At 68.0% G+C, this 13,317-nt stretch carries 13 protein-coding genes; 12 read left to right on the forward strand and 1 reads right to left on the reverse strand.

What is annotated here, in order from left to right; all coding sequences use genetic code 11:
* Position 1 precedes the first annotated feature (1 nt).
* Positions 2–1,357, reverse strand: a complete 1,356-nt coding sequence (locus CS062_RS11410) for an amidase (protein WP_099861758.1) — start codon at positions 1,355–1,357, stop codon at positions 2–4.
* A gap of 204 nt (positions 1,358–1,561) precedes the next feature.
* Here CS062_RS11410 and rpsB point away from each other — a divergent pair, with 204 nt between their 5' ends.
* From rpsB to fabZ, 12 genes are all read left to right on the forward strand, one after another.
* The gene (rpsB, locus tag CS062_RS11415; RefSeq protein ID WP_091722962.1) at positions 1,562–2,308 is read left to right on the forward strand and encodes a 30S ribosomal protein S2; all 747 of its coding nucleotides are present in this window, start codon (positions 1,562–1,564) and stop codon (positions 2,306–2,308) included.
* A 118-nt stretch (positions 2,309–2,426) separates the two neighbouring features.
* Complete coding sequence (gene tsf / locus CS062_RS11420) at positions 2,427–3,323, forward strand: translation elongation factor Ts (RefSeq protein ID WP_099861759.1); 897 nt, start codon at positions 2,427–2,429, stop codon at positions 3,321–3,323.
* 107 nt (positions 3,324–3,430) lie between these two features.
* On the forward strand, positions 3,431–4,141 hold the full coding sequence (gene pyrH, locus CS062_RS11425) for a UMP kinase (protein ID WP_091722969.1): 711 nt from the start codon (positions 3,431–3,433) through the stop codon (positions 4,139–4,141).
* A 12-nt stretch (positions 4,142–4,153) separates the two neighbouring features.
* The gene (gene frr / locus CS062_RS11430; protein ID WP_099861760.1) at positions 4,154–4,714 is read left to right on the forward strand and encodes a ribosome recycling factor; all 561 of its coding nucleotides are present in this window, start codon (positions 4,154–4,156) and stop codon (positions 4,712–4,714) included.
* A 13-nt stretch (positions 4,715–4,727) separates the two neighbouring features.
* On the forward strand, positions 4,728–5,459 hold the full coding sequence (uppS, locus tag CS062_RS11435; RefSeq protein ID WP_259373106.1) for a polyprenyl diphosphate synthase: 732 nt from the start codon (positions 4,728–4,730) through the stop codon (positions 5,457–5,459).
* A gap of 1 nt (position 5,460) precedes the next feature.
* Positions 5,461–6,294 carry a phosphatidate cytidylyltransferase gene (locus tag CS062_RS11440; RefSeq protein ID WP_099861761.1) on the forward strand — a complete coding sequence of 278 codons (834 nt, stop codon included), beginning with the start codon at positions 5,461–5,463 and terminating at the stop codon, positions 6,292–6,294.
* A gap of 19 nt (positions 6,295–6,313) precedes the next feature.
* The gene (gene ispC, locus CS062_RS11445; RefSeq protein WP_099861762.1) at positions 6,314–7,522 is read left to right on the forward strand and encodes a 1-deoxy-D-xylulose-5-phosphate reductoisomerase; all 1,209 of its coding nucleotides are present in this window, start codon (positions 6,314–6,316) and stop codon (positions 7,520–7,522) included.
* A 53-nt stretch (positions 7,523–7,575) separates the two neighbouring features.
* Complete coding sequence (rseP, locus tag CS062_RS11450) at positions 7,576–8,946, forward strand: RIP metalloprotease RseP (RefSeq protein ID WP_099861763.1); 1,371 nt, start codon at positions 7,576–7,578, stop codon at positions 8,944–8,946.
* Positions 8,947–8,955: 9 nt separating this feature from the next.
* On the forward strand, positions 8,956–11,259 hold the full coding sequence (bamA, locus tag CS062_RS11455) for an outer membrane protein assembly factor BamA (protein ID WP_099861764.1): 2,304 nt from the start codon (positions 8,956–8,958) through the stop codon (positions 11,257–11,259).
* On the forward strand, positions 11,259–11,768 hold the full coding sequence (locus CS062_RS11460; RefSeq protein WP_099861765.1) for an OmpH/Skp family outer membrane protein: 510 nt from the start codon (positions 11,259–11,261) through the stop codon (positions 11,766–11,768). Before bamA ends, CS062_RS11460 begins: the two co-directional genes overlap by 1 nt.
* An 8-nt stretch (positions 11,769–11,776) precedes the next feature.
* Positions 11,777–12,844 carry a UDP-3-O-(3-hydroxymyristoyl)glucosamine N-acyltransferase gene (lpxD, locus tag CS062_RS11465; protein WP_199174224.1) on the forward strand — a complete coding sequence of 356 codons (1,068 nt, stop codon included), beginning with the start codon at positions 11,777–11,779 and terminating at the stop codon, positions 12,842–12,844.
* Entirely contained in the window at positions 12,841–13,296 is a 456-nt protein-coding gene (gene fabZ, locus CS062_RS11470; protein ID WP_091722999.1) for a 3-hydroxyacyl-ACP dehydratase FabZ, read from the forward strand. The genes lpxD and fabZ overlap by 4 nt, the downstream gene beginning before the upstream one ends.
* Positions 13,297–13,317 lie beyond the last annotated feature (21 nt).

Raw genomic sequence — 13,317 nt, forward strand, 5'->3', positions numbered from 1 at the left:
CTCAGCGCGCTCCCGCGGCCAGGGCCGCCTCGACGCGCGCGGCGGCGCCCAGCACGGCGGCGTCGTGCGACGCCGGCGCCCACAGCATCAGGCCGACCGGCAGTTCGCCGGGGTGCTGGCAGGGGATCGAGATCGCGCAGCCGTCGAGCAGGTTCACGACGGCGGTGTTGCGCAGCAGGCGCGCATTGGTGGCAAAGAACAGGTCGTCGCTGTGCAGCAAGGGGGCGATCTCCGGGGCTTGCAGGGGAACGGTGGGGCTGAGGAAGACCTCGGTGCCCTGCATCGAGGTCGTCATGTCGTGGATCCAGCGCTGGCGCGCGTCGAGCAGCGCCTGGTAGGCGTCGGGCGTGATCGCCGCGCCGCGGCGGATGCGCAGCGCGACGCGCGGGTCGTAGCGATCGCCGCGTTCGGCGAGGCGCGCATGGTGCCACGCCCAGGCTTCGGCGGCGGTGATGCCGCCCTGGGTTTGCAGTTCCGCCACACGGGGCAGGGCGGGCAGCGCGCGTTCCTCGATGCGCGCGCCGGCGGACCTCAGCGTCGCCAGGGCGCGCTCGAAGGCGGTCGCGACGGCCGGCTCGAGCTCGTCCTGCATGAACGTCGGCGTGATCGCGAATCGCCAGGCCGACAGCGGACGCGCGTCGATCTCAAGCGGGGCGCCGCTCAGCACGGCATCCAGCAGCGCCGCATCCCTCACCGAGCGGGTGATCGCGCCGGCGGTGTCCAGCGACGGGGAGAGTGGCAGGCAACCGCCGAGTGGCACGCGCCGCGCCGTGCCCTTGAAACCGACCAGCCCCTGCAACGCGGCAGGGATCCGCAGCGAGCCGCCGGTGTCGGAGCCGAGCGCGGCCCAGGCCGCGCCCGCAGCGACGCTGACCGCGCCGCCGGAGGTCGAGCCGCCGGGAATGCGCGGCCGGTCGTCGATCGCGGCGGTCGCCGGATTCCGCGGCGTGCCGTGATGCGGATTGATGCCGACGCCGGAGAAGGCGAATTCGCTCAGGTGGGTGTGCCCGACCAGTGCGGCGCCGGCGGCGCGCAGCCGTGCGACGGCCGGGGCGTCGAGGGTGGCGGGCGCTGCGTCGGCCATCGCGGCGGAGGCGGCGGTGGTCGGATGGCCGGCGACGTCGAACAGGTCCTTCACCGAGACCGCCAGACCGCCCAGCGGGGGGCGGGGCCCGCCACGGGCGGCCGCCAGGTCGGAGGCCTGCGCGGCGGCGCGCGCGTCCGCGTCGAAGCGCCGCAGGAAGGCGAGCTCGCAGGCCGGGGCGTCGGCACGGGCCAAGTTGTCGGTGAGCAGGGCCAGGGCCGACTGGCGGCCCTCGCGCAGCGACGCCAGCGCGTCGGTCAAGTCGATCGGCATGCCAAAACGGGTTATACTCTTCGGGTTTTTGCCGGATGACCCAGCCAAGGGGGTTGGAGTCCGGCGGGAACGCGGCGTGCGGTGCAGGACTCCAAGTCCTTGTCGCGCCTCGCAAATTCGCGGATCCGGCGAATCAAGGTGTTGCAACGTACAAGCAGACGTCGCAATTCGTGCCGGATTCTAGAACCAACCTTCGGAGTACTTATGTCCGTCACGATGCGTGAGATGCTGGAAGCCGGCGTCCATTTCGGTCACCAAACCCGCTTCTGGAACCCCAAGATGGCCCCGTATATCTACGGCCATCGCAACAAGATCCACATCATCAACCTCGAGAAGACGCTGCCCGCGTTCGAGGAAGCCCTCAAGTTCGTGCGCCAGCTCGCTGCCAAGCGCGGCACGATCCTGATGGTCGGCACCAAGCGCCAGGCCCGTGACATCGTCGCCGCCGAAGCCGAGCGCGCCGGCGTGCCCAGCGTGAACCAGCGTTGGCTGGGCGGCACGCTGACCAACTTCAAGACGGTCAAGACCTCGCTGAAGAAGCTCAAGGACATGCAGAGCCAGATCGACGCCGGCACCCAGCCCGCGATCAAGAAGGAAGCCCTGATGTTCCAGCGTGACATCAGCAAGCTGGAAAAGAACATCGGCGGCATCCAGGACATGGCGGCCCTGCCTGACGCGCTGTTCGTGATCGACGTCGGCTATCACAAGATCGCCGTCGCGGAAGCCAAGAAGCTGGGCATCCCGGTCATCGGCGTCGTCGACACCAACCACTCGCCCGAAGGCATCGACTACGTCATCCCCGGCAACGACGACTCGGCCAAGGCTGTCGCCCTGTACGCCAAGGCCGTCGCCGACGCAGTGCTGGAAGGCCGCGCCAACTCGACGAACGAAGTCGTCCAGGCCGTCGCCGCCGAAGGCGACGAGTTCGTGGAAGTGAACGAAGGCGCCTGATTCAGGCCCTGAGCCCGCACGGGACATGACAAGGGGGCTGATTCAGCCCCCTTCGTCCAATCAGATTCAGAATTCCGCGGCGCCGGGTCGTTCCGGGCCGCGACACACGGAGATTGAAATGGCAGCAATTACCGCAAGCATGGTCGCCGAGCTGCGCGCCCGCACCGACTCCCCGATGATGGAGTGCAAGAAGGCCCTGACCGAGGCCGACGGCGACATGACCCGCGCGGAAGAGATCCTGCGCGTCAAGCTGGGCAACAAGGCCGGCAAGGCCGCCTCGCGCATCACCGCTGAAGGCGTCGTCGCCGCTGCGGTGAAGGGCGCCGCCGGTGCCGTCATCGAAGTCAACTGCGAGACCGACTTCGTCTCGAAGAACGACGCCTTCCTGGCCTTCGTGAACGCGCTGGCCGGCCTGGTCGCCGAGCACAACCCCGCCGACATCGCTGCCCTGTCCGCCCTGCCGCTGTCGCAGGAAGGCTTCGGCCCGACGGTCGAGGACGTGCGCAAGGGCCTGATCGGCAAGATCGGCGAGAACATGACGATCCGCCGCTTCAAGCGCTACGAAGGCGCCAAGCTGGCTTCCTACCTGCACGGCACCCGCATCGGCGTGATCGTCGAGTTCGAGGGTGACGAGGTCGCCGCCAAGGACGTCGCGATGCACGTCGCCGCCATGAAGCCGGCCGCGCTGTCGTCCGCCGAAGTCCCGGCCGAGCTGGTCGAGAAGGAGCGCAAGATCGCCGCCGAGAAGGCCGCCGAATCCGGCAAGCCGGCCGAGATCGTCGCCAAGATGGTCGAGGGCTCGGTGCAGAAGTTCCTGAAGGAAGTCTCGCTGCTGGACCAGGTCTTCGTGAAGGCCGCCGACGGCAAGCAGACCGTCGCGCAGATGCTGAAGGAGAAGGCCACGACGGTGAAGTCGTTCACCCTGTACGTGGTGGGCGAAGGCATCGAGAAGAAGGTCGACGACTTCGCTGCCGAAGTGGCTGCCCAGGTGGCGGCCGCGAGCAAGCAGCAATAAGCATCGCGACTCAAAAAGGGCGCCTCTGGCGCCCTTTACACTTGTGCGCTTGCGCATGCAGGCGCACGCACGACACTCTCTCTATCGGCTGTATTGACGAGGTAACAATGCCCGCCCACAAACGCATCCTGCTCAAGCTTTCCGGTGAAGCCCTGATGGGCGACGACTCCTACGGCATCAATCGCGCGACCATCGTGCGCATGGTGCAGGAAATCCAGGAAGTGACGAAGCTCGGCGTCGAGGTCGCGGTCGTCATCGGCGGCGGCAACATCTTCCGCGGCGTGGCGGGCGGCTCGGTGGGCATGGACCGCGCGACGGCCGATTACATGGGCATGCTGGCGACGGTGATGAACTCGCTGGCCCTGGCCGACACGATGCGCCAGGAAGGCATGACCGCCCGCGTCATGTCGGCGATCGCGATCGAGCAGGTCGTCGAGCCCTATGTGCGCCCCAAGGCGCTGCAATACCTGGAAGAAGGCAAGGTCGTCGTCTTCGCGGCCGGCACCGGCAATCCCTTCTTCACCACCGACACGGCCGCCGCGCTGCGCGGCGCGGAAGTGGGCGCCGAGATCATGCTGAAGGCGACCAAGGTGGACGGCGTGTACACCGCCGACCCGAAGAAGGATCCGACCGCGACGCGCTATGCGCGCATCACCTTCGACGAAGCCATCAGCAAGAACCTGCAAGTCCTGGACGCGACCGCGTTCGCGCTGTGCCGCGACCAGAAGCTCCCCATCAAGGTGTTCTCGATCTTCAAGCCGGGCGCGCTCAAGCGCGTCGTGATGGGTGAGGACGAAGGCACCCTGGTGCACGTCTGAGAGGAAAAGAACATGAGCATCGCCGACATCAAGAAGAACGTCGAAGCCAAGATGGCCAAGTCCGTCGAGGCCTTCAAGAACGAACTGCAGAAGATCCGTACCGGCCGCGCCCACCCGGGCCTGCTGGACCAGGTGCATGTGGACTACTACGGCTCGATGGTGCCGATCTCGCAGGTGGCCAACGTCACGCTGCTGGATGCCCGCACGGTCAGCGTGCAGCCCTGGGAGAAGGGCATGGGCGCGAAGATCGAGAAGGCCATCCGCGAATCCGACCTGGGCCTGAACCCGTCGTCGCAGGGGGACCTGATCCGCGTGCCGATGCCGCCGCTGTCCGAGGAGCGCCGCCGCGATCTGGTGAAGGTCGCCAAGGGCGCTGCCGAGGATGCCAAGGTGGCCGTGCGCAACCTGCGCCGCGACGCCAACGAACAGGCGAAGAAGATGGCCAAGGACAAGGTCATCACCGAGGACGACGAGCGCCGCAGCCAGGACGAGGTCCAGAAGCTGACCGACCGTGTCGTCAACGAGATCGACAAGCTGCTCTCGGCCAAGGAAGCCGAGATCATGGCCGTCTGATCGTCGCGTTCTTGTGAGCGCCGACAGCAAGGCGGGTGTGCCCCGCCATGTGGCCATCGTCATGGATGGCAACGGTCGATGGGCGAAGAAGCGCTTCCTGCCGCGCTTCTTCGGTCACAAGCAGGGGGTGGACGCCCTGGTGCGCGTGGTGCAGGCCTGCATCGACCGCGACATCGAATACCTCACCGTCTTCGCCTTCTCCAGCGAGAACTGGAAGCGGCCCAGCGACGAGGTCTCCGGGCTGATGGGGCTGGTGCTGGCGGCGGTCTCCCGCTACCTGGCGCGCATGGGCGCGATGGGCGTGCGGATCCGCATCGTCGGCGACCGCGAGGCGGTGTCCGACAAGCTGCGGGCCGCCTGGGCCGAAGCCGAGAACTCCACCGCCCACAACTCGAAGCTGACGCTGAACGTCGCCTTCAACTACGGCGGCCGCTGGGACATCGTCCAGGCCTGCCGCAAGGCGATGGAGGCGGGTGTGCCGCCTGCCGAGCTGACCGAGGCGAAGCTGTCCGAGTTCATGGCGATGAGCTACGCGCCGGATCCCGACCTGTTCATCCGCACCGGCGGCGAGCTGCGCATCAGCAACTTCATGCTCTGGCAGACCGCGTACACCGAATTCGTGTTCTCCGACTGCTTGTGGCCGGAGTTCGGCGAAGCGCAACTGGACGAGGCGATCGCCGCGTTCCGGGCGCGCGACCGCCGTTTCGGTGGCGTCAACGTGCCGGGCGTCGCCCAGGAGGCTTGAAATGCTGCTTCAGCGCGTGATCACGGCCCTGGTGTTGCTGGCGATCCTGTTGCCGGCGCTGTTCGCGTCGAACCCGATCTGGTTCGCGCTGCTGACGCTGGTCATGATCGCGGCGGCCGGGTGGGAATGGTCGCGGCTGAACGGCAAGCCCGGCGTGCCGGCGCTCCTGTTCGGCGCGGCGCTCGCGGCGGTCTGCGCGGCGACGTTCTACGTCGTCGGCTTCCAGGTGCCGACATGGTGCTGGTGGCTGGCTGGCGGGCTGTGGGTGCTTGGCGGCGTGCGCGCGCTGGCAGTCGGTGTTGCCGGCTGGCCCAGACTGTCGCCGGCGCTTCGGCTGCTCCTGGGCGCGGTGCTGCTGTGGGCGGCCTGGCTGGCGCTGGTCGTCGCGCGCCAGCGCGGCATCAATTTCCTGCTGTCGGCGATGTGCCTGGTCTGGATGGCCGACGTCGCCGCCTACTTCGCCGGCAAGACCTTCGGCCGGCGCAAGCTGGCGCCTGCGATCAGCCCGGGAAAGAGTTGGGAAGGCGCGATCGGCGGCCTCGTCGGCGTGATCGTCCTGGGCGTCGTCTGGGTGCATGTGATCGACGTGCGCCTGCCGGTGGATTCGCCCTCGATGTACACCGTGCTGGTGCAGCGGCTGGGCCTGGTGTCGCTGCTGGCGCTGGTCTTCCTGTCGGCGATGAGCGTCGTCGGCGACCTGTTCGAATCGTTGGTCAAGCGGGCCGCCGGCGCCAAGGACAGCAGCCAGCTGCTGCCGGGCCACGGCGGCGTGCTGGACCGTGTCGACGCGCTGTTGCCGGTCCTGCCGCTGGCACTGGCGCTGACTTCCCTCTGATACCGCGGATTCCCCAGCGATGAGCTCCACCTTCCACCGTCCGCAGCAGGTCTGCGTGCTGGGGTCCACCGGATCGATCGGCACCAGCACGCTGGACGTGATCGCGCGGCATCCCGACCGCTACCGCGTCTTCGCGCTGTCCGCGATGAGTCGCGTCGACGAACTGGCGGCGCAATGTCTGCAACATCAGCCGCGTTTCGCGGTGCTGCCGGACGCCAAGCTGGCGGCCCAACTGCGCGCGACGCTGCGCGAGGCCGGCTCGCGCACCGAGGTGCTCGACGGCATGGCCGCGCTCAGCGAGGTCGCGGCCCATCCCGAGGTGGATGCCGTGATGGCGGCGATCGTCGGCGCGGCAGGACTACCGCCGGCGATGGCGGCGGCGCGCGCGGGCAAGCGGCTGCTGCTCGCCAACAAGGAAGCCATCGTGCTCGGCGGCGCGCTGTTCATGCACACGGTGGAGCAGGGCGGCGCCACGCTGCTGCCGGTGGACTCCGAGCATTCCGCGATCTTCCAGTGCCTGCCCGAGGACCGGTCGACCTGGTCCCAGCGCATCGACCACATCGTGCTGACCGCGTCCGGCGGGCCGTTCCGCCAGCGCGACCCGGCCTCGCTGGCCGATGTCACGCCGGAGCAGGCCTGCGCGCATCCGAACTGGGTGATGGGCCGCAAGATCTCGGTCGACTCCGCCACGATGATGAACAAGGCGCTCGAGGTCATCGAGGCGCGCTGGCTCTTCAACCTGAAGCCCGAACAGATCAAGGTCCTGATCCATCCGCAGAGCATCGTGCACTCGATGGTGGTCTGCCGCGACCACTCGGTGCTGGCGCAGCTCGGCACGCCGGACATGCGCGTGCCCATCGCCTATGCGCTGGCTTTCCCCGAGCGCGTCGAATCGGGGGCCGGATTGCTGGACCTGCTCAAGACCCCCAGCCTCGCCTTCGAGGAGGCGGATGCCGACCGCTTCCCGGGCTTGCATCTGTCGTGGCAGGCGCTGCGCGCGGCCGAGGGCAGCACCGCGGTCCTGAACGCGGCCAACGAGGAAGCAGTCGCCGCCTTCCTGGATCGTCAGCTGCGCTTCGATCACATCTGTCGCATCAACCGCGACGCGCTCGAGGCGGTGATGCCGCAGGCCGGCGAGGTCGACAGCGTCGATGGCCTGCTGGCACTCGACGCCCGGGCCCGCCGGCATGCCCGGCAGCGGATCGCGGCGCTTGCCGCGGCGGTCTGACCTTCCTCCACCGGTCGCCGCACCGACCCAGCTTTCGATCCAGGACGCCCGCGATGCTCTCCCAAGTCCTCTACTTCCTCGTCACGCTGGGCATTCTCATCGTGATCCACGAGTGGGGCCACTACCGCGTCGCCCGCGCCTGCGGCGTCAAGGTCCTGCGCTTCTCGGTCGGCTTCGGCCGCGTGCTGCTGCGCCGGCGCAAGTCGCCGGAGGGCACCGAGTTCACGCTCAGCGCGATCCCGCTCGGCGGCTATGTCCGCATGCTCGACGAAAGCGACGGCCCAGTGGCGCCCGGTGAGCAGTCGCAGGCCTTCAATCGCAAAACGCTGTGGCAGCGCGCGGCCATCGTCGCCGCGGGTCCGGCCGCCAACCTGATCCTGGCGGTGCTGCTGTTCGCGGCGGTCGGCTGGATCGGGCGCGAGGAGCCGAAGGCGCTGCTCGGTTCGCCGGTGGCCGGCGGCCTGGCGGAACGGGCCGGCCTGCGCGCCGGCGACCTGGTGCAGGCCTGGTCCACCGACGGCGAGGACTGGCAGGACGTGCGATCGATGCCGGACTTCGGCTGGCAACTGGCGCAGGCGGTGGCCGACAAGCGACCGCTGCTGCTGAGCGTCAGCGACGCGGCCGGACACGGCCGCCGCACGGTCCGACTGGACACCGACACGCTGGAGAGCCGCGACTTCGACGAGAAGACCATGGGCCGCATCGGTCTGGGTGGCGTGTTCGTCGAGCCGGTGCTGGGGCGCATGGTCCAGGGCGAGCCCGCCGAGGCCGCCGGCCTGCTGCCGGGCGATCGCGTGCTGCGCGTCAATGACGAACCGGTGCCGGACGTCGCCTGGTTCATCCAGCGCGTGCGCCGCGCGGTGGTCGACAACCAGGCCGAGCCGCTGAGACTGCAGGTGCTTCGCGACGGCCAGTCCCTGGAACGGGTGGTGACGCCGCGGGTGGAGATCGCCGGCGACCAGCGCGTCGCTCGCATCGGTGCCGGCTTCGATGCCCGACCGGCGCTGGTGACCGTCCACTACGGCCCCATCGAATCGGTGAGGCAAGGCCTGACCCGCACCTGGGAACTCAGCGCGCTCACGGTGAAGACGCTGGGGCGCATGCTGGTCGGTGAAGCTTCGGTAAAGAACCTCAGCGGCCCCCTCACGATCGCCAAGGCCGCGGACCAGTCGGCGAGCCTCGGACTGGCGGCTTTCCTGAGCTTCCTCGCGGCGGTCAGCGTGAGCCTCGGGGTGCTGAACCTGCTGCCGCTGCCGATGCTCGATGGCGGACACCTGATGTATTATCTTTTCGAGGGTTTGAGCGGCCGCCCTGTCTCTGAGTGGTGGCACAAGCAGCTGCAACGCGCAGGCATTGCCGTCGTGCTGCTGATGATGAGCCTGGCCCTTTTCAACGATCTGACCCGCACGCTGGGTCTGCACTGAAGCTTCCGCATGTCCCGATTCCTGCCCGACGCCCTGCGCCCCCACGTGATCCAACTGGCGGTGCTGGCCACCGCGCTGCACGCCGGTTCCGCCTGGGCCGCCGATCCGTTCGTACTCAAGGACATCCGCGTCGAAGGCCTGCAGCGCACCGACCCGGGCACGGTCTTCGCGGCGCTGCCCTTCCGCATCGGTGACACCTACAACGACGAGAAGGGCGCCGCCGCGCTACGGGCGCTGTTCGCGACCGGACTGTTCAAGGACGTGCGGATCAACCTCGACACCGATGCCGTGGTCATCGTGATCGAGGAACGTCCGATCATCGCCAACGTCAGCTTCGTCGGCCTCAAGGAGTTCGACACCGAGGCCCTGACCAAGTCGCTGAAGGACGTCGGCATCGGCGAGGGCAAGCCCTTCGACAAGGCGCTGGCCGACCGCGCCGAACAGGAACTGAAGCGGCAATACCTGACCCGCTCGCTGTACGGCGCCGAGGTCACCACGACGATCACCCCGATCGAGCGCAATCGCGTCAACGTCAGCTTCTCGGTGACCGAGGGCGAGCCGGCCAAGATCGCCGAGATCCGCATCCTCGGCAACAAGGTCTTCAGCGAGAGCACCCTGACCGGGCTGCTCGAGCAGACCACCTCCGGCTGGCTGACCTGGTACACGAAGACCGACCGCTATTCGCGTGCCAAGCTGAACGCCGACCTGGAGACGATCCGCTCGTACTACCTGAACCGCGGCTACCTCGAGTTCAACGTCGAGTCGACGCAGGTCACGATCTCGCCGGACAAGCAGAGCATCAGCGTCGCGATCACGATCAGCGAAGGCCAGCCCTACACCGTCAACGGCATCAAGCTGGAAGGCGACTTCCTCGGCCGCGACGAGGAATTCAAGCGCCTGGTCGCGCTCAAGCCCGGCCAGCCCTACAACGGCGAGGCGGTGGCGCAGACGACGCGCAACTTCCAGGACCTCTACGGCACCTTCGGCTACGCCTTCGCCCGCGTCGAGAGCCGGCCCGAGATCGACCGCGCCACCGGCCAGGTCACCGTCACGCTGGTCGGCGAGCCGCAGCGCCGCGTCTACGTGCGCCGCGTGCTGATCTCCGGGAACACGCGCACCCGCGACGAAGTCATCCGTCGCGAGTTCCGCCAGTTCGAATCGTCCTGGTACGACGGCGCCCGCATCAAGGCCTCGCGCGACCGCGTCGAGCGCCTGGGCTACTTCAAGGACGTCACGATCGACACGACCGAGGTGCCGGGCTCGCCCGACCAGGTCGACGTCACGCTGACGGTGACGGAGCGTCCGACCGGCAACATCCAGATCGGCGCGGGCTACTCGAGCGCGAGCAAGCTGTCGCTGTCCGGCTCGATCTCGCAGGAGAACGTCTTCGGCTCTGGCAACTACCTGGGCATCCAGGTCAACACCGCCAGCACCGGCCGCTCGCTGGGCGTGACGACGGTGGACCCCTACTTCACCGTCGACGGCGTGTCGCGTGCGATCGATGTGTTCTATCGCACCGTCAAGCCGATCAACAACCTGGGCGAGGAGTACGAGTTCGCCTCGTACGGCGGTTCGGTCAAGTTCGGCGTGCCGTTCTCGGAGGACGACACCGTCTTCTTCGGCATCGGCTACGAGACGACGCGCATCACGACGCGCACCGGCCTGCCCAATAGCTACTGGCTGTTCCGCGAGCAGTTCGGCGCGTCGGCGATGTCGATCCCGCTGACGATCGGCTGGAAGAAGGACAACCGCGATTCGGTGATCACCCCGACCGCCGGTGCGATGAAGCGGGTCAACCTGGAAATGAGCCCGGTCGGCGATTCGCGCTACACGATCGCCAACCTGCAGTACCAGGAGTTCTTCCCCCTGGGGCGCAAGTTCTCGCTGATGATCAACGGCGAGTTCGCCTACGGCAAGGGCCTGGGCGGCCGGCCGTATCCGATCTTCAAGAACTTCTACGGCGGCGGCCTGGGCTCGGTGCGGGTGTTCGAGCCCGGCACGCTGGGCCCGGTCGACGTCACCGGTTCCTACACCGGCGGCAACCGCAAGTTCAACCTGAACACCGAGTTCTACGTGCCGGTGCCGGGCTCCGGCAACGACAAGAGTTTCCGACTGTTCGGCTTCCTCGACGCCGGCAACGTCTGGGGCCAGGACGAGAAGCTGGACTTCCAGGACGTCCGCGCTTCGGCCGGCGTGGGCATCAGCTGGCTGTCGCCGATGGGCCCGCTGCGCCTGAGCTACGGCTCGCCGATCCGCAAGAAGTCCACGGATAGAATCGAGCGATTCCAATTCCAGATCGGGACTGCATTCTGATGAAGAGCAAGCTGTCGCAGATCGTCGCCACCGTCCTGTTGGCGGGTGCGGCGACCCTGGGCGCGCAAGCCCAGGAAGTCAAGATCGGCTACGTCAACAGCGAGCGGATCCTGCGCGAGACCAACCTGGCCAAGGCCGCCGAGACCAAGCTGCAGGCCGAGTTCAGCCGCCGGGAGAAGGCCCTGCTGGACCTGGAGACCAAGCTGCGCGGCGCCGCCGAGAAGCTCGACAAGGACAGCCCCGCGCTGAGCGAAGCCGAACGCGGCCGCCGCCAGCGCGAGCTGATCGAGCAGGACCGCGACCTGCAGCGCAAGCGCCGCGAGTTCAACGAGGACGTCGCCCAGCGCAAGAACGAGGAACTCTCCGCGGTGATCGAGAAGGCCAACAAGGTCATCAAGCAGATCTTCGAGCAGGAGAAGTACGACCTGATCGTTCAGGACGCGATTCATGCCAGCCCCCGCGTGGACATCACGAAGAAGGTGATCGACGCGCTCAACAACCAGAAGTGACACGCGAAGTGACCACGAAGCAGGTTCTGGTCTCGGATCTGATCGCCGCCTTGGGCGGCGATCTTCTTGGTGCCTCCGATGTGGCGATCCGCGCGATCGCGCCACTCGAGGAGGCCGGCGCGGCCGCGATCGCCTTCCTCTCGAATCCCAAGTACGAGGCGCAGCTCGCCACCACCGGCGCGGCCTGCGTGATCGTGTCGCCCAAGCTGGCCCCGGCCGCCGCCGCGCGTCGTGGCGACGGCACGACCGCCTGCTGCATCGTCGCGCCGGATCCCTACCTCTATTTCGCCCGGCTGACCCAGTGGTGGGCCGCGAACATGCGCAAGCCGCGCGCGGCGCCGGGCATCCACCCGACGGCCACGGTCGCGCCGGACGCGACCCTCGGCCATGACGTCGAGGTCGGCCCGCATGCGGTGATCGAATCCGGCGCGGTACTGGGCGACGGCGCCCGCATCGGCGCGCACACGATCGTCGAGCAGGACGCCCGCGTCGGCGCGCACACGCGCCTGGCGCCCCATGTGGTGTTCGGCCATGACTGCGTGATCGGTGCCCATTCGCTGGTGCACAGCGGCGTGGTGATCGGCGCCGATGGTTTCGGCTTCGCGCCCACCAAGGGTGCCGCCGGCGTCGAGTGGGTGAAGATCGAGCAGCTCGGCGCGGTGCGCATCGGCGACGGTGTCGAGATCGGCGCCAACACCTGCATCGACCGTGGCGCCCTGGGCGACACGGTGATCGCCGACGGCGTGATCATCGACAACCTGGTCCAGATCGCCCACAACGTGAAGATCGGCCGGGGCACGGCCATCGCCGGCGCGGTGGCGATCGCGGGCAGCGCCGAGATCGGCGCGAACTGCATCGTGGCCGGCGCGGCGCGCATCAACGGCCACATCAAGATCACCGACGGCGTGCAGATCGGCCCGACGGCCAACATCAGCAACAGCATCGACAAGGCCGGCGCCTACGCCGGCATGTGGCCTTTCGAGGACGCCGCCTCCTGGCAGAAGAACGCCGCCGCGCTGCGCGGGCTCTATGAGCTGCGCCAACGCGTGCGAGCCCTGGAAAAGAAGACGACATGAACGAGACCCGCATCGACATCCACGGCATCCTCGAGAAGCTGCCGCATCGCTACCCGATCCTGCTGGTGGACCGCGTCCTGGAGGTGGAGAAGGGCGTGCGCATCCGCGCGATCAAGAACGTCAGCATCAACGAGCCCTTCTTCCTCGGCCACTTCCCGCACCGGCCGGTGATGCCGGGCGTGCTGATCCTGGAAGCGCTGGCGCAGGCCGCGACGCTGCTGGCGGTGGAGAGCTACAACTTCACGCTGGACGAGAACCACGTCGTCTACTTCGCCGGCATCGACAACGCCCGCTTCAAGCGTCCGGTGGAGCCGGGCGACCAGCTGATCCTGGAAGTGACGCTGGACCGCGCCAAGGCCGGGATCTACAAGTTCGGCGCCAAGGCGCTGGTGGGCACCGACATCGTGGCCGAGGCCGGCCTGATGTGCACGATGCGCAAGCTGGACTGCTGATCCGGCGTCCGCCCAGTTCAC

It is taken from the genome of Roseateles chitinivorans, assembly GCF_002761755.1.
GTDB lineage: Bacteria > Pseudomonadota > Gammaproteobacteria > Burkholderiales > Burkholderiaceae_C > Roseateles > Roseateles chitinivorans.

What these genes read in the sequence shown, in the direction of transcription:
- CS062_RS11410 (WP_099861758.1), bottom strand. Translation starts at nt 1,357, where the DNA reads ATGCCGATCGACTTGACCGACGCGCTGGCGTCGCTGCGCGAGGGCCGC.
- rpsB (WP_091722962.1), top strand. Translation starts at nt 1,562, where the DNA reads ATGTCCGTCACGATGCGTGAGATGCTGGAAGCCGGCGTCCATTTCGGT.
- tsf (WP_099861759.1), top strand. Translation starts at nt 2,427, where the DNA reads ATGGCAGCAATTACCGCAAGCATGGTCGCCGAGCTGCGCGCCCGCACC.
- pyrH (WP_091722969.1), top strand. Translation starts at nt 3,431, where the DNA reads ATGCCCGCCCACAAACGCATCCTGCTCAAGCTTTCCGGTGAAGCCCTG.
- frr (WP_099861760.1), top strand. Translation starts at nt 4,154, where the DNA reads ATGAGCATCGCCGACATCAAGAAGAACGTCGAAGCCAAGATGGCCAAG.
- CS062_RS11440 (WP_099861761.1), top strand. Translation starts at nt 5,461, where the DNA reads ATGCTGCTTCAGCGCGTGATCACGGCCCTGGTGTTGCTGGCGATCCTG.
- ispC (WP_099861762.1), top strand. Translation starts at nt 6,314, where the DNA reads ATGAGCTCCACCTTCCACCGTCCGCAGCAGGTCTGCGTGCTGGGGTCC.
- rseP (WP_099861763.1), top strand. Translation starts at nt 7,576, where the DNA reads ATGCTCTCCCAAGTCCTCTACTTCCTCGTCACGCTGGGCATTCTCATC.
- bamA (WP_099861764.1), top strand. Translation starts at nt 8,956, where the DNA reads ATGTCCCGATTCCTGCCCGACGCCCTGCGCCCCCACGTGATCCAACTG.
- CS062_RS11460 (WP_099861765.1), top strand. Translation starts at nt 11,259, where the DNA reads ATGAAGAGCAAGCTGTCGCAGATCGTCGCCACCGTCCTGTTGGCGGGT.
- fabZ (WP_091722999.1), top strand. Translation starts at nt 12,841, where the DNA reads ATGAACGAGACCCGCATCGACATCCACGGCATCCTCGAGAAGCTGCCG.